This is a genomic window from Zhongshania sp. (genome assembly GCF_041584495.1).
Taxonomy (GTDB): Bacteria; Pseudomonadota; Gammaproteobacteria; order Pseudomonadales; family Spongiibacteraceae; genus Spongiibacter.
The window spans coordinates 1-21,559 of the sequence record NZ_JBFHDY010000005.1; the positions used below are offsets into that span (position 1 = coordinate 1).

General features: G+C 51.9%; 19 protein-coding genes. 9 read left to right on the plus strand and 10 right to left on the minus strand.

Going from position 1 to position 21,559, the window contains the following annotated elements; translation table 11 throughout:
• Positions 1-84: 84 nt before the first annotated feature.
• A complete protein-coding gene (locus ABYP33_RS01635) occupies positions 85-1,065 on the plus strand; it encodes a malate dehydrogenase (protein WP_373087606.1) in 981 nt (326 codons plus the stop codon).
• Positions 1,066-1,244: 179 nt separating this feature from the next.
• Positions 1,245-1,910, plus strand: coding sequence for a nitroreductase (locus ABYP33_RS01640; protein ID WP_373087609.1), 666 nt, complete (start codon positions 1,245-1,247; stop codon positions 1,908-1,910).
• Positions 1,911-1,979: 69 nt separating this feature from the next.
• Here ABYP33_RS01640 and ABYP33_RS01645 read toward each other — a convergent pair whose 3' ends face one another.
• Both ABYP33_RS01645 and ABYP33_RS01650 read right to left on the minus strand, forming a co-directional pair.
• Complete coding sequence (locus ABYP33_RS01645; protein ID WP_373087612.1) at positions 1,980-2,456, minus strand: PleD family two-component system response regulator; 477 nt, start codon at positions 2,454-2,456, stop codon at positions 1,980-1,982.
• Between the two features lie 463 nt (positions 2,457-2,919).
• Positions 2,920-4,206: an MFS transporter gene (locus ABYP33_RS01650; RefSeq protein WP_373087614.1), complete on the minus strand. Its 1,287-nt coding sequence runs from the start codon at positions 4,204-4,206 to the stop codon at positions 2,920-2,922.
• Positions 4,207-4,539: 333 nt separating this feature from the next.
• On the opposite strand from ABYP33_RS01650, the gene ABYP33_RS01655 reads away from it, so the two are divergent.
• Together ABYP33_RS01655 and ABYP33_RS01660 are read left to right on the plus strand one after the other, a co-directional pair.
• A complete protein-coding gene (locus tag ABYP33_RS01655) occupies positions 4,540-6,306 on the plus strand; it encodes an autotransporter assembly complex family protein (RefSeq protein ID WP_373087617.1) in 1,767 nt (588 codons plus the stop codon).
• Positions 6,303-10,022: a translocation/assembly module TamB domain-containing protein gene (locus ABYP33_RS01660; protein ID WP_373087620.1), complete on the plus strand. Its 3,720-nt coding sequence runs from the start codon at positions 6,303-6,305 to the stop codon at positions 10,020-10,022. The genes ABYP33_RS01655 and ABYP33_RS01660 overlap by 4 nt, the downstream gene beginning before the upstream one ends.
• 78 nt (positions 10,023-10,100) lie before the next feature.
• Here the strand turns inward: ABYP33_RS01660 and ABYP33_RS01665 are convergent, their stop codons facing one another.
• Positions 10,101-10,343, minus strand: a complete 243-nt coding sequence (locus ABYP33_RS01665; RefSeq protein WP_373087623.1) for a hypothetical protein — start codon at positions 10,341-10,343, stop codon at positions 10,101-10,103.
• Positions 10,340-10,576 carry a hypothetical protein gene (locus tag ABYP33_RS01670; RefSeq protein ID WP_373087626.1) on the minus strand — a complete coding sequence of 79 codons (237 nt, stop codon included), beginning with the start codon at positions 10,574-10,576 and terminating at the stop codon, positions 10,340-10,342. The genes ABYP33_RS01665 and ABYP33_RS01670 overlap by 4 nt, the downstream gene beginning before the upstream one ends.
• A 178-nt stretch (positions 10,577-10,754) precedes the next feature.
• Between ABYP33_RS01670 and ABYP33_RS01675 the strand changes: the two genes are divergently transcribed.
• Positions 10,755-11,420 (plus strand): TetR/AcrR family transcriptional regulator, encoded by a 666-nt coding sequence (locus ABYP33_RS01675; protein WP_373087629.1) that lies wholly within the window; start codon positions 10,755-10,757, stop codon positions 11,418-11,420.
• 22 nt (positions 11,421-11,442) lie between these two features.
• Here ABYP33_RS01675 and ABYP33_RS01680 read toward each other — a convergent pair whose 3' ends face one another.
• Positions 11,443-13,938 carry an ABC transporter permease gene (locus ABYP33_RS01680; RefSeq protein WP_373087632.1) on the minus strand — a complete coding sequence of 832 codons (2,496 nt, stop codon included), beginning with the start codon at positions 13,936-13,938 and terminating at the stop codon, positions 11,443-11,445.
• Positions 13,935-14,648, minus strand: a complete 714-nt coding sequence (locus tag ABYP33_RS01685; protein WP_373087635.1) for an ABC transporter ATP-binding protein — start codon at positions 14,646-14,648, stop codon at positions 13,935-13,937. Before ABYP33_RS01685 ends, ABYP33_RS01680 begins: the two co-directional genes overlap by 4 nt.
• A 61-nt stretch (positions 14,649-14,709) precedes the next feature.
• Between ABYP33_RS01685 and ABYP33_RS01690 the strand changes: the two genes are divergently transcribed.
• Together ABYP33_RS01690 and ABYP33_RS01695 are read left to right on the plus strand one after the other, a co-directional pair.
• Positions 14,710-15,306: an arylesterase gene (locus tag ABYP33_RS01690; protein WP_373087637.1), complete on the plus strand. Its 597-nt coding sequence runs from the start codon at positions 14,710-14,712 to the stop codon at positions 15,304-15,306.
• 42 nt (positions 15,307-15,348) lie between these two features.
• A complete protein-coding gene (locus ABYP33_RS01695; protein ID WP_373087639.1) occupies positions 15,349-15,795 on the plus strand; it encodes a thiol-disulfide oxidoreductase DCC family protein in 447 nt (148 codons plus the stop codon).
• A 76-nt stretch (positions 15,796-15,871) separates the two neighbouring features.
• On the opposite strand, the gene ABYP33_RS01700 is transcribed toward ABYP33_RS01695, so the two are convergent.
• The 3 genes from ABYP33_RS01700 to ABYP33_RS01710 form a co-directional block, all read right to left on the minus strand.
• The gene (locus ABYP33_RS01700; protein WP_373087642.1) at positions 15,872-16,525 is read right to left on the minus strand and encodes a DsbA family oxidoreductase; all 654 of its coding nucleotides are present in this window, start codon (positions 16,523-16,525) and stop codon (positions 15,872-15,874) included.
• A 215-nt stretch (positions 16,526-16,740) separates the two neighbouring features.
• Positions 16,741-17,085, minus strand: coding sequence for a carboxymuconolactone decarboxylase family protein (locus ABYP33_RS01705; protein ID WP_373087645.1), 345 nt, complete (start codon positions 17,083-17,085; stop codon positions 16,741-16,743).
• A 79-nt stretch (positions 17,086-17,164) separates the two neighbouring features.
• Positions 17,165-18,529, minus strand: a complete 1,365-nt coding sequence (locus tag ABYP33_RS01710) for a class II fumarate hydratase (protein ID WP_373087647.1) — start codon at positions 18,527-18,529, stop codon at positions 17,165-17,167.
• A 134-nt stretch (positions 18,530-18,663) separates the two neighbouring features.
• Here ABYP33_RS01710 and bioA point away from each other — a divergent pair, with 134 nt between their 5' ends.
• Together bioA and ABYP33_RS01720 are read left to right on the plus strand one after the other, a co-directional pair.
• On the plus strand, positions 18,664-19,968 hold the full coding sequence (bioA, locus tag ABYP33_RS01715) for an adenosylmethionine--8-amino-7-oxononanoate transaminase (RefSeq protein ID WP_373087649.1): 1,305 nt from the start codon (positions 18,664-18,666) through the stop codon (positions 19,966-19,968).
• Positions 19,969-19,974: 6 nt separating this feature from the next.
• Entirely contained in the window at positions 19,975-20,793 is an 819-nt protein-coding gene (locus tag ABYP33_RS01720; protein WP_373087651.1) for an ion transporter, read from the plus strand.
• Between the two features lie 185 nt (positions 20,794-20,978).
• On the opposite strand, the gene ABYP33_RS01725 is transcribed toward ABYP33_RS01720, so the two are convergent.
• Positions 20,979-21,554 carry an outer membrane beta-barrel protein gene (locus ABYP33_RS01725; RefSeq protein ID WP_373087653.1) on the minus strand — a complete coding sequence of 192 codons (576 nt, stop codon included), beginning with the start codon at positions 21,552-21,554 and terminating at the stop codon, positions 20,979-20,981.
• Between the last annotated feature and the right edge of the window lie 5 nt (positions 21,555-21,559).

Genomic DNA, 21,559 nt, shown 5'->3' on the forward strand with positions numbered 1-21,559 from the left:
CACGGGTGCATGTCGGACTGTGTAATCCACATCCGATCGCACCCGCTCACAAATCAGCCACTCATTCAGAAAGGGAATCGCCCAATGAAACAACCAGTTCGCGTCACCGTTACCGGTGCAGCCGGCCAAATTGGCTACGCTTTACTTTTCCGCATCGCCTCTGGCGCTATGCTGGGCGACGATCAGCCCGTAATTCTGCACCTGTTAGACATCACTCCAGCCATGGACGCCCTGCAAGGCGTGCGCATGGAACTGGAAGATTGCGCCTTCCCATTATTGGCTGGCGTAGTTTGCACCGACAATCCAAATGTTGGCTTTAAAGATGCCGACTACGCACTACTGGTTGGCGCACGTCCACGTGGCCCTGGCATGGAGCGTAAAGATCTGCTCGAAGCTAACGCGGCAATCTTCTCTGTTCAAGGTAAAGCCATTGACCAGAATGCCAGCAAAAACATCAAAGTATTGGTTGTTGGCAACCCCGCTAACACCAACGCCCTGATCGCCCAGCGCAACGCGCCGTCTATCAGCCCACGCAACTTCACTGCCATGACCCGCTTGGATCACAACCGCGCCATGACGCAGATTGCTATCAAAACTGGCAAAACTGTAAACGACGTGACCAATATGACCATTTGGGGCAACCACTCTGCGACTCAGTACCCAGACCTGTTCAATGCCAAGGTCTCTGGCCAGACTGCAAGTGACTTAGTTGACCAAGCGTGGCTCGAAGGCGACTTCATCCCGACTGTTCAGCAGCGCGGTGCAGCAATCATCAAAGCCCGTGGCGCTTCTTCTGCTGCTTCTGCGGCTAACGCTGCAATCGGTCACGTGCGCAGCTGGGCACTGGGCACCGAAGGCGACGACTGGGTTTCTATGGGTGTTCACAGTGACGGCAGCTACGGCATTGCCGAAGGCCTGATCTACTCATTCCCTTGCCGCTGCAAAGATGGCGAGTGGGAAATTGTTCAAGGTCTTGAAGTTAACGACTTCAGCCGCGCAAAAATGCAAGCTTCTGAGCAAGAGCTGGCTGAAGAGCGCGACGGCGTTAAACACTTGCTTCCTTAAGACTTAAGCAAGTAAAAAAGGCGACCTCAGAGTCGCCTTTTTTGTGCCCCGATGAAAACCAAAACCACAAAAGACAGAATAAATGCAGCGGTGACAGCTGTTCAAAAATACCTTATCTTAAGACTTTTGTTTTCACTGAAAACTTACATTACTTTATTCGGTAACACAGGATGCACACCATGAATGTCTCAGATGCCATCTCGGCGCGCCGTTCAATTCGCGGCTTTAAACCAGACCCGGTCGCACCCGAGCTACTCGAGAAAATATTCACAACCGCAAGTTTGGCGCCCTCTAACTGCAATACCCAGCCTTGGCATATTGTCGTGGTTTCTGGCCAAGCAAGAATCGACTTACAAACAGCCATTTTTGCAGAAATGAGCGCGGGCAAAGCGCCCTCTCCTGCCTTTCCACCAGGCGACCAAGGCCTAACCGGCGACTATAAAGAGCGCCAATACCAATGCGCTTTTGGCTACTACGGCACCATGGGCATTGAACGCCACGAAAAAGATAAGCGCTTTGCACTTATGATGAAAAACTGGGAGTTCTTTGGCGCACCCCATGTTGCATTCATTTCCATGCCCACGAGCATGGGGCCTGTCAATGCGATGGATGTCGGCATTTACCTTCAAACCCTTATGCTAGTATTAGTTGAGCACGGACTGGCTAGTTGCCCACAGGGCGCGCTCGCCTTTTACCCAGATGAAGTCAAGAAGATCGCCAACATCCCAGAAGGCAATGGCATTATCTGCGGACTTTCCTTTGGTTACGAAGAAGTCGGCGCACAGATAAACAAGGTGATCATGGATCGCGCGCCGCTTGCAGATACCGTGCAATTTATAGACTAAAAGTAACGACATCAGTACATGTTCAGGCTACGAATTGAACCGCGCAGCCTGAACAATTGGCCTCAATGACTAAGCCCTTGCATCTACCCAAACAAGCCCAGGTGTCGACGAAATTTGATGACGCCGCCCTGCACGATTGAGCGAGCGAACCCCCGCCTGCAAACGCACCCTCAACTCCTCACGCCAAGCAGGCTTTGCAATATAATCGTCGGCGCCCGCATCCATGGCTGCAATTAAGTCGACCGAGGCATTACGGCCGGTCAGCATTATGAAATAAGGACGCCCTAAATCCTCGTCCTCAGCCAAGCGCTGACAAAGTTCTAGGCCAGTCATGCCCGGCATCAACCAATCGCTCAGTACGATATCCACCTTCCGCTTTTTAATAAACCGCAAACCCTCACTTGCATTCTCAGCGAGTATTGGCGCCATACCCATTGACTGCAAAACGGCCTGTAAGCGCATTCGCTCCACTCGATTATCCTCTACAACCAAAACCTTGACCTCGGAGCCGCCGTGCAACATCTCGCTCTTTTCAAAAAACTCCATACATCACCTGCCCATGTAGTTTACGTCTTCGCTTAAACAGAACAGAGCAAGCTTTAAGCCACTGGACAAAATATTTATAAACAATTGAATTGAATGGAGAGTTTAAAATTCGCCAAACTCAAACACGCCGAACTCGCGCCATCTCGCGGTAAATGCTTAGCAATATGCAATGCTTTTTGCGTAAATCGAGATAATGGATGGCGCCTGTCAGCTGACTGCTTGCGACCTGTCCTTAAGCATCTGCGTATGACGGCCAATTTCGTTCCAGCCGCCACATCAACAAAGACCTCGACGACGGCAAACGGCAGGTGGTACTCCCCAACGACCTATAGGCCCATCTATCTTTGCGGAGACGCCCGAGCGCCGCCCGGCTCCCCCGCGCGTTAAAGCCTTTACCGAACTCTTAGAGGAGCAAGTGGCCGACGAGCGCTGGACTTAACACCCCTGTTACTACGATGAAATGCTAAACCACAGGCCCATCCGGCGGCATGTCGCCACCGGAATCCGTTTCTGTGGGCACTAGGGCATCGTCGTCCATACGCGGATCAAGTTCAAAAATCACCGGCGAGGTCACCGACACCGGCCGGAAGGGTTCAGTTTCATCAACAATCGGCACCTCATGGGATTTACGACGGATGGCAATACCCAGGGCAAAGCCAAGTAGACTCAGGGCCGAGAACACAAACAAGCCCTGCGGGCCCAGCAGGGACATGAGCAGGGACGCCAGTGGTGCGCCGAGCGCGGAGCTAACGCCAAAGATAAACAATATGCCACTGCCGATTAGCACAAAATCGCTGGGCTCGGCGTTGTCAGAGGTGTGGGCCAAACAGATCGAATACATGGTCATTGCCGATGCACCCCACAGCACCGCGAGCAACAGGAGGAAATCACCACTGGCGGGCATAAAACCCAAAACCAGCGACACCACGGCACCAAAAATACTGGCAAAAAGCAAGACTAACCGCCGGTCGTAGTGATCAGACAAACGCCCCAATGGTAACTGAAAAAGCGCACCACCCAATACTGCGCCGCTCATAAACAAGGTCAGTTGCGCAGTATCTAAACCGAGCCCCCGCGCATAAACCGGCCCCAAGGCCCAAAATGCGCCCGTAATTAAACCACTACACACTGCGCCTTCCATGCCCACATGAGATAGCTGCCACAGCCGCTTAAAGTCGAGCTTTACGACCTGCATCGGTGCGGGCGCCAAGGTAAGAGTGAGTGACACCGGCACAATTGCCAGCGACAACAACACCCCTGCGAGGCCAAATAACACGGGCCCCGACGGCTCCGCAAAGTTAATCATTTGCTGACCTAAAATAATCATACTTAAATTGATTACCGTGTAGATCGACAGCAAGCTGCCTCGGGTTTCCCGCGTGGCGCGGTCATTCAGCCAGCTCTCGATCACCATGTATAAACCAGAGATACAAAAACCCAATACAAAGCGCAGCACCAGCCACACTTCAAATACGGGCAAGGCGTGGAATAGAAACACAATGGCGGAAAAAACCGAACCCAAGACCGCGAAGCTACGAATATGACCAACCCTGCGCACAATATGCGGCGTCATTAGACTGCTAACCACAAAACCAACAAAATAGCAGGACGCAGTAAGGCCAATCTCGGTGGGGCTAAACTGCTCAATTTCGGCCCGCAGTGGCAGCAGTGTTAGCATCATGCCGTGGGCGAGTAATAATAAGGCATCAGACAATAACAACGCCGTCAGGGGCAGTAATAAACGTCTCATAAATCGTCCATTTTAGGAGCTACAACCGCAATGCTATAAGGCGGGCCTGAGTTTCTATATGCTATCGCATGTGTATGCATCTTATTGTACTAAACTCGTTGTTGGTAAATCTAAAAACTAGCCCTTGCGTATCGCAAACACGTTCGGCCAGCTAAAATAGCGCGCATGGTGCTCACCCTGTTATGCACATCGCAAATCATCCCGCACGCTCGGGCATTTACACAACAAGCTATATTTGGATTTATGCTTAAAGCTTTGCTTTGCCAACCCACATTAGCCCAAAGGCGGAGCGGCTGCTTTTCCCTAACGCTGCTCTGCTGCCTATTTTGGGCAATGCCCGGCTGGGCAACTGATTTCGCCAGCTTGAAAATCAACGGCGGCAAAAATGAGTTGGAAAAAAATATTCGCGCTCACCTCGATCTTGACGACATTCCGTGCAATACCACTGAAGCGCGACTGCGCACCCACTTACGGGGCAGCGACAACAATATTTCCAACGCATTGCGTGCCCTCGGCTATTACCATGGCAGCTGGGTTTTACGCCGCGAACACGCGCGTATCAAGCCTAAACGTATTAGTAACAATCCGATCACCACGGCAGTGAAAAAGATTGGCAACGGTAAATCGCCTAAAACCACGCCAGATGCTGAAGCTTGCTGGCTGCTAACACTCGAACTAACACCCGGCCCACAAACCCTGATCAAGCAATTAGATGTGAGGGTTATTGGCCCTGGTGCCCGTGAGCCACTGTTCAGTCAGTACCTGAGCAAGCTTCCCATTGCCATCAATGACCCGATTCAGCACGAGCTTTACGAAGAAACGAAAAAAGCCATTAATCACCGCGCGCGCAGTGCCGGCTATCTTGACGGCAAGTTTGTGGAACACCGCTTGGAAGTGGATATCGACCGCCATAGCGCCGCCATTATCTTAGTATTTGATAGCGGCACCGCGTATACCTTCGGAGAGATAGACTTTGGCCCCTCGCTGCTCAAAACCAGTTTCCTTGAACGCTATCTCCCTTTTAAGCCTGGCGACGCATTCGAGCCGAATAAAATTGTGCAACTACAAAACAATTTAATCAGCAGCAATTATTTTTCCTCAGTCAATATTGACCAACAAAGCCCCGACCCAGAGGGTCACAGTGTTGACCTGAGCATAACGAGCACGGATAAACCAAAATACGAAACCACCGCTGGCATTGGCGCCTCAACGGACACGGGTCCACGCGTGAGCTATGGGCTGCGCAATAGGCGGGTGAATGACGACGGCCACACCTATCAAGTTGCGAGTCAGTACTCACCGGTTTTGTCCAACCTCAGTTTTCAATACACCTTACCCGGCACCAAACCGCTGACCGACAAAATACAGCTGGCAACCGGCGTTGAGCGCAAGAAAACCGATACCTCAGACAGCACCAGCTACCGCGCTGAAGTGGCACAAATTTCCCTGCAAAATCACAACTGGATTCAAACCTTAAGCCTCAAGTTTCTCCGCGAGAGCTACGATATCGCCGAAACGAGCAACACATCTACCCTGCTTATGCCAGGTATCGGCTGGTCCCGTAGCGAAGCCAATGACCGCCGCTACCCCAGCCGAGGCTGGCGAATCAATACGGCTGTGCGCGGCGCGCTGAAAGGCGTGGTATCTGATGTCAGTCTTGCCCAAGCTGAACTCGACGCAAAATTGATATTCCCGCTCTGGGGCGGCCGTATTATTAGTCGCGGTGGACTCGGTGTTACCGCCCTTGATGATTTTTCAGAATTACCCGCCTCCCTGCGCTTTTTTGCCGGTGGCGACAACAGTGTGCGCGGCTACGGTTATGAAACCCTAGGCCCGGAAGACGCCGCAGGCGAAGTGGTCGGCGGCAGTCACCGCCTCACCGGCAGCATTGAATACGATCACCGCGTCTGGGGCGACTTCGCGCTTGCCACCTTCTATGACGCGGGTAATGCCTTTGATACCAGCGATTTCACTTTTTATGAAAGTGCTGGCTTTGGTCTGCGCTGGTTGTCGCCTATTGGCCCGGTTAGAGTCGATTTTGCATTCCCGTTGAAAGACGGTGGCTTTCACTTTCATTTATCCATGGGGCCGGATCTATGATCGCTACCTTCGGGCTCTATTTATTCCGCACACTACTGGCCTTGTTTGCCCTGGCCTTTTTATGTGTGGCCAGTGTTTACCTCATATTAGATACTCAGCGCGGCAGCGACTGGCTCTTACACCGTGGTCTGGCGCTAGTCTCGCCAGAAGCCGAGTTCACCTCTTATAGCGGCAGCTTAGCGCGGGGCATACAGCTCGAAGGCCTGCATATTCCCTTAGATGGGATAGACATCCAGCTCGGGCAGTTAGACAGCAGCTGGAATTTATGGGGTGTACTCAGTGGCAGCTTAACCATCAATAAACTGCACCTCGACGAGCTGCGTATAAAAATTGACGCTAGCGCGACACCCACTGCAGAGTCGAGCGCGACATCTCCCGGCCCCTGGCCCAGTTTAAGCCTGCCCATTGCTATTGCTATCGACAACCTAAAAATCGCCCAGCTGCAGCTTATTCAAGGAAGCGATATTCAAAACATTGAACAGATAAACCTCAGCGCGGCGCTCGGTTTAACACGCAGTAAAATTAAAGCCCTAAAGATTCAAACCGCCACTCAGCGGCTGAACATGCACGGTCGAATCAACAATACACCGCCCTACCCAATGGACATTAATGTGGATTGGGAAACAAGCACCGAGGAGTTTGGCGCCCTCAGCGGCAAGGCTCAACTCAGCGGTGATTTACGCAAACTACAACTGAGCCACCGCTTAAACCAACCCGCCCTGCTCGACTCTAAGGCCAAAGTTCGTCTGCCCTATCGTGCCGAGCATATGGTCATCGACTACCGAGAAATTCAACTTAGTCTTAATAACCAGTGGCACAATTTCAAAACCTCGGCGTTAACCTCCTCTGAGGTGGCATTGCAGAGCACGGGTAGTTTGACCATTGAAGGGAGCTGGCAGGATTACCAGTTAAACCTAGACACCACCATCAGCGCAGACGGCCAGCATCGTCCCCAGAAAACGGCTCCGGCGCCAGCAAGTACCGCGCAAATTTCCGCCAGTACCGCTCCAGACATGGCGAGCATACTGAACGCGGTATTCAAAGAACCCGGTCAGTTCGCCGCCAAGCTCAGTGGCAATCAACTCAGTATTGCCATTGCCAAGCTTGATGCGAAAACCGCGGTCGGTGAGCTAGCCGTAAACGGTAAAGTCAATGCCAATAATTTTCTCAATAATACAGCTGCCAGCGCTCAGCAAGCGCTGCAGTGGCAGCTCGCCATAACGGCCAAGAACTTGGATAACCGCAGCCTCACCCCCCAATGGCCCGCGCACTTGTCAGCCAAACTCAACAGCAATGGTCATTGGCAGGGCGATCGCTACCAGCTCAGCGTCGACATTGAATCCCTTAATGGCGATTTTTTGGCACGGACTGCCCAGGGCAGCGGCCAAATACGGCTTAGCGAACGCGGCCAAGAATTTAAACAGCTCAAACTGCAACTCGGCGATAACCACCTGCAATTACACGGCAAGCTTGCTGAAACCAGTTCCCTAGACTGGCAGCTTGACGCACAAAACCTCGGGCAAATATTGCCTGAACTCAGTGGCGCATTGACTAGCGAAGGCAGCCTACGCGGTGGCCCGCTGGCCACACTGCTTGGCCCACTAAGCAGTGCCACCAAAAACACACCCCAGATCAATGCCACCGCGAGTGCCACCAAGCTCCAGTATTTGACTTATTCAATAGCCCAGGCCGACCTAGACGCAAAATTAAGCGCAGACCAAAGCCTGACACTGAAGGTCAACGCCACAGAACTCAATGTCGGCCCACTGTCTAAGGCTGATATGGAGTTGAACGGCACCGGCAGCTTAGAAAATCATAAACTCGCCTTTAAAGTGGCGGATCGCAATCAGCAAGTTGAATTAAGCCTGTCAGGTGGCTTAGGCACTGCGTCAACATCTGCCAAGACTAAAGCGCAAACCGCAAGCGCCACATGGTACGGACATATTGAACACCTCGCCGTAAACCACCCAATGTTAGGCCCCTGGTTTTCTAAGGCGCCAAGCTCCCTGCGTGCATCAGCGACCGAGATACAGCTAGGCGAGCTCTGCTTAGTTCAAGAACAAGACTCCGCACCCGCCAGCCTCTGCACTGCATTGAACTTCAATGACGACACCATAAAGCTCAATGGCGAAATTCAGGGTCTGTCACTCAATCGCTTCAGTGCCGGTCTACCCCCGGGATCCTCTCTGCAAGGCAAAGTCGACAGCGAATTTAATGTGGCCGGTAAGCTAGACCAACTCACTGGCCAGTTCGCGCTAGCAGCAGCACCGATTCTCATCCGCTACCAGGCCGGTGTTGACGAAGCGGCCCTTGAACACCACGCCAGCTTAAGCGCCAACGCCAGCCTCAAAGACAATGAAATGCGCAGCGAAATGGCATTTGTGATCGCCGAAGTCGGCAGTATAAACGGCACACTGAACACCCGTGGTCTTGACCCCGGCAGCGCAATTGAGGGCTCAGTGAGCAGCCAATTTGACAACCTGCTTTGGCTCGGCGGTTTCTTTCCTGAACTTGACAAACTCGACGGTAGCCTAAATGCCGATCTTGCCATTAATGGCAGCGTCGCGGCACCCGCGCTGGTCGGCGCCGTGGGCCTCGACAATCTTCATATGCAATTGCCCGCCATTGGTCTCGCGCTCAATTCTGGCAGCGCCAGCCTTCACTTGGCCAATGCTGGCGACTGGCAGCTAGAAGCCGGTATCAGCGCCGGTGCAGGCCGCATCAATCTCATCGGCCAAGGTGTTTTTGAGCCGAGCAACGGCCCCACCGGCAATATCGCCATCAGCGGCGAAAACTTCACTGCCGTTGATCTTGCAGATGCCAAGGTGCTTATTTCGCCGGATATTAATATCAGCCTTGCCGCCGAACTCATTAAGATTCGAGGCAACCTCGCGATCCCCCAAGGTAATTTCACCTTAAAATCTCTGCCCGCACAGGCCAGTTCGGTGTCCGCAGACGAGGTGATAATCAGCAGTAAAAGCGCGCCTACCATCGCCGCCACGAGAGCAATTGACACCCAGGTCACCATCTCCCTAGACGACAGCTTTCAGTTTACCGGCTACGGCCTGAGCACCCGCTTTGGCGGCAAACTCAAAATAGTGCAGAAGTCCCAATCTGCAGTACAGGCCTTTGGCAGCCTCTCGCTCTACGACGGGGTGTATAAAGCCTACGGACAAGACTTAAGCATTCAGCGCGGCTTACTGCTCTTCCAAGGCCCGGTAGACAATCCCGGTTTGAATATTACCGCCGTGCGCGACGTGGAACGCTACCGTGTCGGCATCAATATTGGCGGCTTCGCGCAGGATATACGCAGTGATTTATTCTCTGACCCCACTATGCCGCCCACAGACGTGATTTCAATGCTCATCACCGGCAAAGCGCCCGGTGCAATGAGTCAGTCTGATGCCAATCAAGTCATGAATGCCGCGACATCACTGGGTATATCCCAGAGCAAAGGCATAACTAATACTCTGCAAAGTACCTTTGGCATGGATGTGTTGAATTTTCAGGGCGGCGACAGTTATGAGGAAAGCTCACTGGTGGTAGGAAAGTACTTAACGCCAAGTATCTTCATCAGTTATGTACAAAACCTATTTACCCCAGCAGGCAGTGTCCAGCTGGACTACACCCTGAGCAAATCCCTAGGTTTAAAAGCCCAGTCTGGCGAAACGCAAAGTATTGACCTCTTGTACCGAGTTGAACACGGCAAAGATTAAATGCGTTACTTACCCCGCCACTAGCACACCGTTTGCATTGTGCCGCCATCCACAGCACGGTACCGCCGGTAATATAGCTCACGACTGGCGACAGCAGAAAGCTCCCACCTTACCAAACGCAACAGGCTCGCCATAGCGGCCAAGGGGAATAATCCGCTCATTGGCGCGGCGGTGATCGTTAATACTAAGGTGCTTAGCCTGCGCTTGGAGCTTGTCTAAATCCTGCATGCGACCAGTGGCGATCAAGCCCGGTATCAAATTATTGACGCCGATATTTTCGGCCGCCAACTGTTTTGACAAACTTTTGGCCAAGCTCGTCACGCCAGCCAATCCTCATTATCAACGTTATTAAACTGATCAACTGGCGGCCCGCCGGCATTCACCACGAAGCCATCGGTCCGCCCGAAATCGCTATACGCATAGCTTACCCACCGCTGAATACTGGCGCCGTCACTCGCGGCCACCACATAGGCCTCTACCGGATTTCCGCTGTAACCGGTCAATTCAATGGTGCTCGCCACAATAGTTTGCGCACTGCGACTCGCAGTGGCCACCAAACTTAATCAACCGAGACGGCTAGGTGGGAATTGGGTAGAATAGCCCCCAAAATAGGTCGGTCCGAATTTTGCTTTACTTAAAGCGTATTGTTGCTGACTCAAGAAAACCTAAAAAACACATGACATCAGATATAATCGCTGTCAACATTACCGCACGATGACGGGCGAATACATTATGACAACTGACACGAACACAAGCACAAGTTATCACCACGGCAATCTCCGCCAAGAATTGATGGAGCTCGCCGAAAAGCACCTCGTTACTGGTGGCATTGGCGAGCTGAGCCTGCGCGCGCTCGCTCGAGAGATCGGCGTTTCACAAACTGCGCCTTATCGGCACTTTAAAGACAAAAATGCCTTGCTTGCAGCGCTGGCCACCGAAGGTTTTCGCCGTTTCTTTGCATTGTGTGAAGCAAGCGAAAATGAACCAAGGGCTGACCTAAGCTTATTAATGTTTGGCTTGAGCTATGTACAATTCGCCAAACTCCATACCGAAATGTTCCATCTCATGTTTGGCCCGGTATTACAGCCTCGCAATGACTACCCAGAACTGTTTGCCGCTGGCCGTGAAGCAATTTACAAAGTCCGCGCCGGTGTTGAACGCGGCTTTAAAACCAATGTTATTCGTCAACTCGACGATGTTGCATCAATGGCACACACCGTTTGGGCCGCCGTACACGGTGTTGCGACGCTAATGCTTGACCACGGCGACACCTATGGTTATCACCGCGACCTCGACCTTCAAGCAGAAAAATCGCTGCGCATGATGATCGCGGGGCTTTGCACCGACCCCACCGATATTGCTAAATTGCCAACAACGCCTAGCCCAGCAGCCGAATAAATCCTTCGGCTGTAACTCATCGTTATAAGCGGCCCAAAACCAATAATGGCGGCGTAGTAAGTACGGTTCGGCAATAAAACCACCCCGTTGCAGCCATTGTCACCGCGCCCAGTAATGGCACCACCAAAAACACCTCGCCATGCCAAACGCCGTCCATATCCAACACCCAACGCTGCACGCCATAAAGCGCAATATTACTGCCTAGGGCGGCCAACGAACCGGCTAGCAGTCCTACTGCAGAAAACTCTAACAGCAAGCCGCTGGCGACAAGTTTTCTGCTCGCCCCCAAGGTACGCAATATGGCATTTTCGTGCAGGCGACTGTCTAGGCTTGCCTGCACATTCGCCACGCTCACTAGCAAGGCGCAAACCACAACCAATAGCAGAACTAAGCCAATGGCCGCACTCACCTGCGCGACCACGGTATTCATTTGCTTAATCACGGCATCAATTTCGATCAAGGTCACCGTGGGAAACGCCCGTAACAACGCCGTAAGCAACGGCTTGTCGCCCTCCGCCAAATAAAAACTGGTGATATAACTCCCGGCGTATTTCTCTAAGCTGCCCGGCGGAAACATAAAATAGAAATTGGGGCGCATACTGCTCCAGTCCAAGCTGCGGATACTGCCAACCTCCGCCTGCAAAGTCTGCCCGCCAATATTAAAGTTAAGCACTGAACCAAGCTTAAGATGCAATTGCTCGGCAAGCTCCTGCTCTACTGAAACAGCAATATTGTCAGCGCCGTTAACGCTCACCTCGGGCCACCAAGCCCCCGCCTCTAGACGGTTATCTTCAGGTAAGTCACTGGCCCAGCTCAAATTTATTTCTCGATTAACATTGCCGCGCTCGGCATCAATACCCTCAATGTCCTTAAGTAGCATTTCGTTAATATGCGTCAAACGGCCCCTGACCATGGGGTATAAACCGGCATCCGCAATTTGATGCTCAGCGAAAAAGGCATTCAAGGGCGAAATTTCATTTGGCTGAATATTAATTAAAAAATGATTAGGCGCACCCTCGCTCAATTGCATTTGCCAATCGGCCAATAATGTTGATCGCAACACGCCCAAGGTAGTTAGCGCCATTAACGCTAGGGCAAAACTTGCCACCTGAAAAGCATTGCCAAAGCGTCGCCGGTAGATAGCCGCAAGCGCTAGACGCAGTGCGCCCTGTGAGCGACTCGCCGTTGCGCGCCGAGCCAGAGAAATCAAAAGCAGCACCAAGCCCGCGGCCAACAAACCTAAACTCAGACTTGCCAGTAACAGCGCACCGCTAAGCTGAATGTCCTTGCTATACCACCACATTAATAGTCCAACGCCGAGCAAGCCAATCAAACCACTGCTCAGCAAGTCATCACTACTGTCAGCAAGGTCTCGGCGCAATACCCGCAACGGCGCCACTTTGCTAAGGCGCCACAGTGGCGGCAAGGCAAATACCGCGGTGGATACCACGGCGGTAATTGCCCCGACCATAAAGGGTCGCCAGCTAGGCGGCGGAATTTCAATATCAATTAAACCCTGCAAGCTACTGAACAGAATTTCTTGCAAGCCAAAGCCCAATAAGCCGCCCAGTGCAATCGCACCGCTGCACAACAGGAGCAATTGGCCAAGATAGCGGTATAAAATCTGCCGACGTTGGGCGCCCAGCGCCTTCATTACGGCAACATTATCGGTATTGCGGTCGCCGTAGCGCCGCGCCGCCAAGGCAATTGCGGCGCCCGCAAGGGCCACGCCCAAACTCGCCGCGAGCAATAAATAGCCCTCGGCCCGCTTTAAGGTATTCGCTAGCGCCGGCTGCCCATCGCGCAGGTCTTCCCAGCGTTGCCCTTCAATTAAATGCGGTGCAAGCCACGCCCCGTAGGCATCGAGCTGTTCAGCATTACCTGCAAATAAATAGCGGTAGCGCACCAAACTACCCGGTTGCACAACCTCGGTGGCCGCCAAATCGCGGATATTGATCATTGCCCGTGGTGCCAGCATGTCATTCATGCCACCACGATCAGGCTCACTGAGCAGTGCCCGACTAAGCCTGAAATTCGCCTCACCTAAGCTGACTTCATCGCCAAGCGCTAAATTCAGCAATGCCATTAAGCGGGAGTCCAACCAAATCTCCCCGGTTTGGGGGCCGCGATTGACAAGCTCTACCTCACCAAAGGCGGTGTCGCTCACGCCTAACTCGCCAATTAATGGGTAGGCTTCCGACACCCCGCGCACCGAGGCCAATTGCATGTCTTCATCCGCAGCGACCATCGAGCGAAAGCTCACCACACTGGCAGTGCGCAAGCCCTGTGCCTGGGCCTCAGTTAACCAGCTCTCAGGAATACTGCGGGCAGTTTTCAGCACCCGATCTGCGGCTAAAAAATGATGACTCTGTTGCGTCATGGCGCCGCTGAGCCGCTCCGAGAACCCCGCGATGCCGGTAACAATCAATACCGCCAAACACAGAGAAAAACCCAATAAGCCCAGCTCGCCGCCCCGCCAAGCGCGGCTGAAATTGCGCAGCGCCGCCACAATATTCATAGCGCGTCCAGCGCAGAATCACTTGGTGTCGCAACGCCGCCATTATCAAATTCTTCACTCAAAACACCGTCGTGCATCACAAATTGTCGTTCGCAGCGCCGCGCGAGGGGTAACTCATGGGTGACCAGTACAAGGGTGGTATCGCTCTCGCTATTTAACGCAAACAATAACTCTATAATGCGCTGACCAGTGTGCTCGTCTAAATTCCCGGTGGGTTCGTCGGCAAACAGAATATCTGGCTCCACCGCAAACGCCCGCGCCAGAGCAACTCTCTGCTGCTCACCACCAGAGAGTTGACGGGGGTAATGATGGCCGCGTTCGGCCAAGCCGACCTTATCAAGAAACACTTTTGCCTTAGCGGCAGGGCCAGAGCGGCCGCTCAGCTCTAGTGGCAACATCACATTTTCTAATGCGGTTAAACCCGGCAATAACTGGAAGGACTGGAACACAAAGCCGACATGCTTGGCCCTGAGACTAGCGCGCTGATCCTCGGTCATCACACTGATATTTTGGCCGTGCAGAAATACCGCGCCACTACTGGCATTGTCCAAGCCAGCCAGCAAACCCAATAAGGTGGACTTGCCCGCCCCAGACACGCCAATAATGGCCGCGCTCTCCCCCGCCTTGATTTCGAGGTTAATCCCTCGCAATATGGCAAGTTCTTGGGCACCGCTGGTGACCGTCTTACAGAGATCTTGTACTAGAATCATGTTAAAACCTGTGTTTTCATTTTATTCACGTCTTCGTCGCCGCGCCGGATTACTTATACTCTTGAGCTTAATATCGCTAGGCGCAACGTCTGTTGCCTATGCGAGCGCCGCTGATAAAACAGCCAAGATACTGGTGCTTGGCGACAGTATCAGCGCAGGCTATGGCTTTGACCCCGCGCTGGGCTGGGTGACGTTGCTCAGCAAGCAAATCCCCGAAACTTACACGGTGGTCAATGCCAGCGTCAGCGGCGAAACCAGTGCCGGGGGCTTAAACCGCCTGCCCACACTACTGGCTAAACACCAGCCGAGCATCGTCATTATCGAACTCGGCGGCAATGACGGCCTGCGCGGCTACCCCGTGAATACTTTACGTAAGAACCTGCAAGCTTTGATCAATTTAAGTATCGAGGCCGGCGCCCAACCGCTGCTCCTCGGCATGAAAATTCCACCTAACTACGGAAAGCGCTATACCGAGGCCTTTGCCGCCAGCTACGCAAAAATCGCAAAGGCCAATGATCTGCCCTGGATAGACTTTTTCCTCGACAATATCGCCACCAACAGCAGCCTAATGCAAAGCGATGGCATACACCCCAACGCCGACGCCCAAGCATTGATAGTACAGAAGGTATTGCCAGCACTGACACCCCTGCTGAATTAAGTTTTGGTAAGAGAAGCTATAAGCAAAGACAGAGGAAGCAGTATGGATGGCAATTTTGAGCAAGCGAACCCACCACCGCCCGGATTTTTAGGCACCGATGATAAACTCGTGGTGTTCGACGGGGTCTGCAAGTTCTGTCATTTCTGGAGCCGCTTCATCATTCGCTTTGACAGCCGCCAGCACATCAAACTTACTACCGCACAATCGCCAGTCGGTATCGCGCTATTTAAGCATTGCCGTTTAGCAAACAGCGAGATTCAATCCGTCTACTTTTTTGCCGGTGGTCGCGTATTTGAAAAAAGCACGGCAGTTTTCCAAATCATTAAGCAGCTGCCCTGGCCCTGGCGGCCACTGCTCGTATTTTCACTGATCCCTCGCCCCATTCGCGATCTACTCTACGATCTTATTGCCCGCAATCGCTACCGTTGGTTTGGCCGCTACGAGCAATGCCCCCTGCCAACCGCTGAGCAAGAAAGCCGATATTACTAACGTAGCTAGCCCCACACCCCGGGTAGGATTAACTATGCTGCAGCGCTGCAAAATCACATTGCTAGCGTCTCATTACTCACGCGCTCTCTTCGGCCAGCTGCTTCAAAATACGGGTGTAATTCTCAATTCCTTGAGCACCGGTCACAAGGTGACGGCGATTAAATACTACCGCGGGCACACCTTGAATACCTCGGTCTAACCAGAATTCTTGAGCCACTCGCACGTCATTGGCAAAGCGCTGATCGGTCAATACAGCTAAAGCCTCGCTGCGTTCGAGTCCGATTGTGGCAGCGATGTCCGCTAGAACATTGATGTCCGACAGATTCTTGCCGTCGGTGAAGTGCGCCGTAAAAAGCGCTTGTTTTAGCTCGTGCATACGCCCGAACTGATTTGCCCAATGTAATAACTGGTGCACGTTAAACGTGTTATGCATTCGCATATCGTCACTAAAATTCATTTCAAATCCAACTTGTGCAGCAGCCTCAGTCAGCCGGATTCGGCTGTCTTGCGACTGCTGTTTGCTTGTGCCATATTTTTCGGCAATATGCTCACGAAGATTTTGGCCCTGAGCAGGCATATTGGGATTCAGCTCAAAGGGATGCCAACGAATTTCATGGGGCGTGCCACTTGCTTCCAGCGCTGCTGCGAGCTGCCTGTAGCCAATGACGCACCATGGACAGACGACATCAGATACGATATCAATTTGCAGATTATTTAAACTACTGCTCATGTTTGTCTCCTTTAATTAATTACAACGGGCTAGGCGCCAAAGGCTTATTGCTATGCGCGCAGAGTATCTCCGTCCTGAAGACATACAATACGCCATTAGTAAGCATAAAAGCGTCAGCTGCAGGGCAAATTTCACATCCATGCTATACAGACGTGTAACAGGTAATTAACTCAGCGAAGGCAGTGAAAAAGCAATGATGCATTAGCGGAACAAGCCTAAGAGCTCATCATTGCCGTATTTGACTTAGCTCCCAGCGTGCTTGAGAGATACGTGAATAATCTCGTCTTTTCCCACAAAAATTGCGTGAACGCTTTATCGACCGAAGTCTGGGCCAGATGATGTGTATAGTTGCTCATTATTTTTTGACTAAGCCCCAAAATCACTTCCAATACACTTTTCCGGGTAAAACCGGCTAAATAAAAATCTTGTACTTGTTTCTCTTCCAGCGCACCACGTTGACGTACCACCGCCAAGGTAAAGTCGCGTAAGGCTTCGAGCTTGGCACTTGGCAGCGACGCCTCCTCGCGCAAAGCATTACTGATCTCACCTGAAACCTTCATGGCCTTCGCAATACCAGTGTGAGTCGACACACAATAATGAAAGGCATGCTCCACATTACACTAAGGCCGTCATAAAAAATCACACCAAGCTCGCTGGATCCAACAAAACAGCCAATTCATCCCGACTTAAATCGGTCATTTCCACGGCCACGTCCAGTACCGGCCGTTGCTCGGCATAGGCTTTTTTAGCTATTTTTGCCGCCGCTAAATAGCCGATAACTGGGTTGAGTGCAGTCACTAATATTGGGTTGCGAGCGAGGCTGTCCGTCATTACCGCCTCGTCGATGGTGCAGTCAGCGATGGCTTTATCGGCCAGCGCCCGACAAGCATTACTCAGTATCTCGATACTTTGCAGTAGGTTGTAGGCGATAACCGGCAGCATGACATTCAACTGAAAATTACCTGACTGCCCAGCGACGGTTATGCAGGCGTCATTGCCAATTACCTGCGCGGCAGCCATGGCCACCGCCTCGGGTATCACTGGGTTTACTTTACCCGGCATAATACTGCTGCCGGGCTGCAGTGCTGGCAGGCGAATTTCGCCCAAGCCCGCTAGCGGGCCGCTGTTCATCCAGCGCAGATCATTACTGATCTTCATTAACGCCACCGCCAAGGCCTTTAATTGACCAGAGGTGGCCACCGCCGTGTCTTGGCTAGATAACGCCTCAAACAGCGAGCAGTTGGGTTTAAAGTTCAAACCTGTGTCGATACTAATCGCCAAGCAGAACTTCTCAGCAAATAAATCGGGTGAATTCACCCCGGTGCCAACGGCTGTTCCACCTTGCGCCAACTGACAAAGTTGCTTTTGGGTATCCAGAAGACGTTTGCGGGCCTTATGAATTTGTTCTGCCCAGGCCGAAATTTCTTGAGACAACTTAATCGGCATCGCATCCATAAGATGAGTTCGACCGGTTTTGAGAACACCGTCAAGCTGGCTCGCCTTGCGTTTAAGTACAGCCTCTAAATGTTCTAGCGCTGGCAATAATTGCTTGTGCAAGGCCAGCGCCGCGCTGACATGGATCGCGCTAGGAATAACATCATTACTACTTTGGCTCATATTCACGTGGTCATTGGCGCTGACCTCAAGACCGCTACTCTCGCTGGCGAGCTTAGCCAATACCTCGTTTACGTTCATATTTGTGCTAGTGCCCGAACCGGTTTGAAATACATCAATCGGGAATTGGTCGCTATAGGCGCCATCCAAAACTTTATCTGCAGCACTAACAATCGCCTGAAATAGATCTTCCGACAGCAGCTCTTCTTCGCGATTGACCATAGCCGCACAGCGCTTGATACGCACCACTGCGTGAATAAACTGCTCGGGCAGAACCAAGCCGCTAATTGCAAAATTATCAAGGGCGCGCTGAGTTTGCGCCCCGTATTTAGCCGAACTAGCAACCTTCACCTCGCCCATACTGTCGCGCTCGAGCCGAAACGTATTCATGGTATCTCCTCCCTAGCCAGCAAATTTACGCTTAAACGCCGTCATAACATAAAGCGCTTAGCTCTATGGCAATGATAATTCGTGTTATCTCCCCATAAGCCCTAAAATATATCAGCCTTAACATGGAGACCAATATGCCCACAGACTACCAAAACACTAGCACAGATCAGTGGCTACAATGGGACAAAGACCATATTTGGCACCCATACTCCTCAGTACTGAACCCGCCAGCGATGGTTCCGGTGGTATCCGCCAAAGGCGTGCGACTCACGCTAGCCGATGGTCGTGAACTTATTGATGGTATGTCATCTTGGTGGTCAGCTATACACGGCTATAATCATCCGGCCTTAAACGCAGCGGCAAAAGCCCAGCTCGATGATATGTCGCATATTATGTTTGGCGGGCTTACTCACCCCGCCGCCGCCACCCTAGGCAAACGCTTGGTAGATATTACCCCAGCGCCACTCACCCGCGTATTCATCTCTGATTCTGGCTCTGTTGCTGTAGAGGTCGCCATTAAAATGGCACTGCAATACTGGCATTCTATCGGCCAGCCCCAAAAAACCCGCTTGCTCGCCCTGCGCAACGGCTACCACGGTGACACATTTGGCGCGATGGCGACCTGTGATCCCGTCACCGGCATGCACCACTTATTTAATAAGGTTTTGCCAGAACACCTATTTGCCGAGGCGCCCAAAACTGCCTTTGGCGAACCCGCCACCGAAGCGGATTTAGCGAACATCAAATCACTTGTACAAAACCATCATCAGGAGTTAGCTGCAGTTATCCTTGAGCCCGTTGTACAAGGTGCCGGGGGCATGCGCTTTTACGGCGGCGACTACTTAAAACAACTGCGTACACTCTGTGATGACTACGATGTATTACTCATTCACGACGAAATCGCCACCGGCTTTGGCCGCAGCGGCAAGCTCTTTGCCTGCGAGCACGCGGGTATTAGTCCCGATATTATGTGTGTCGGCAAGGCATTAACCGGCGGATACTTATCCTTAGCGGCAACCCTGTGTAGCGAAAAAATTGCCCACGGCATATGCGAAGGCGAAGCTGGCGTGTTTATGCACGGCCCCACCTTCATGGGCAATCCTTTGGCATGCAGTATTGCCAATGCCAGTATCGACTTGCTCTTGGCCAGCGACTGGCAAACTAATATTCAACGAATCGAGGCAGGTCTGACTACCGGCCTAGCCGCCGCAGCCGAGCTAGACACCGTCCAGGCCGTACGTTGTCTGGGCGCGATTGGCGTGATTGAAATGAAGGCGCCAGTCAATATGGCCAGTTTACAGGCCAGGTTCATTGACAAGGGGATTTGGATTCGACCTTTTGGCAAGCTGGTGTACACCATGCCCCCCTATATTATCAGCAACGCCGATCTCGCCTTACTGTGTCAGCAGATGGTCGCCGCCTTGGCTGAAGAGGAATAAATCCAAATGAGTAATGCCAATTTTAAAACCTGGCTCCACGAGATTATTTTTGGCACCGAACTTGGTCCCGGTCGCAACTTCGATATTTGCTTGATTGTGGTCATACTGAGTAGCGTCGCCGCCTTATTTGTGGATTCGGTAGCATCTATTCACCAGCGCTACGGCGATTTCTTATTTGGCATAGAAGTTTTTTTTACTATTTTATTCACGCTGGAGTATGGCGCGCGAATATACTGTTCACCCAATCGACGCGCCTATATTTTCAGCTTTTATGGCTTAATTGATTTACTCGCAACAATACCCACGTATCTATCCATCTTTATTCCCGGCGCCCAGCATTTATTGGTCATCCGAGTATTCAGAGTACTCAGGGTCTTTAGGGTATTTAAGCTTTTTCACTATATGAGCGAAGCCAATGTACTGCTGCGTTCGCTGCTTGCATCACGGCGCAAAATATCTGTTTTCCTCGTTTCTGTGCTGACGGTAATCGTGGTTTTTGGCGCCTTGATGTATTTAATAGAAGGCCCAGAGAATGGCTTTACCAGCTTACCCAGAAGCATGTACTGGGCGATTGTGACCGTGACCACCGTCGGTTATGGCGACATCGCACCCCACACCCCACTGGGCCAACTCGTTGCTGCTATGGCGATGATAACGAGCTACGCCATTATCGCCATTCCCACCGGCATTCTCAGTGCAGAATTAATTCAAGAAAGTCAGCGTATGATCACCAACCGCCAGTGTGTTAACTGTGCAAAATTTGGCCACGACAAAGAAGCCAATTACTGCAAGCACTGCGGCGAAAAAATGCCGCCTCCTCAATAAGCACAATGGGCATCAAATAAAAAAGCCAGTCGCGACAAATGAGGGGGACACCGCGACTGGCTGAGGGAAGCTTCACTCCATTTAAATTGCTGTGTCACTCGACGTTGCTTGCGATAAGCAAAGTAACGGCGAGCGCGAAAACCAGGCTTATTAAACCCTAAACTTTAATAAGTCTAGTTTGCATTTTAAAATACAAATCTAGCGCCCAGCTTCACGGTGTCCATATCCTCTTCCCAGTTTGAGGCTGGCGCGGGAAAGGTCGAGTCATCAAGATCAATTTTGTAGCGATCGTACTCTAGTGCCACAACAATATGCTCACTCACCTTTAAGTCGGCACCGACACCGAAAAAGGGCTCATTGCCATCGTAGCTTCGCTTAAATCCTGCGGTACGTATGTCCGTATCCCAAAATAGTTGTCCTACTTTTGCATAGAGGCCCATTTGCTCGGTTAAGGGCAAACGACCGACCATCGCCAAACCGTAGCCATCAACACTGCCCTTACCAACATCACCACCAAATGAACCGAAATCAATATAACTAGCTTCAAAACCTAAAAATGGATTAAGTTGTGCGCCCACGATGGCTTCTTTAAAATCATCGTCCTCATCAAAATCGCCACCGCGATCCTTATAACCACCGTAATTGGCCCCGACGTATGCGTGCGGCCCTACCGTTGGATTCGCAAACGCGGTAGATGCCAACGCTGTTGTGCCAATAACCGCGGCAAGTAAAGCCAAGCTATGTGAATATAATGTGCGCATAAAAT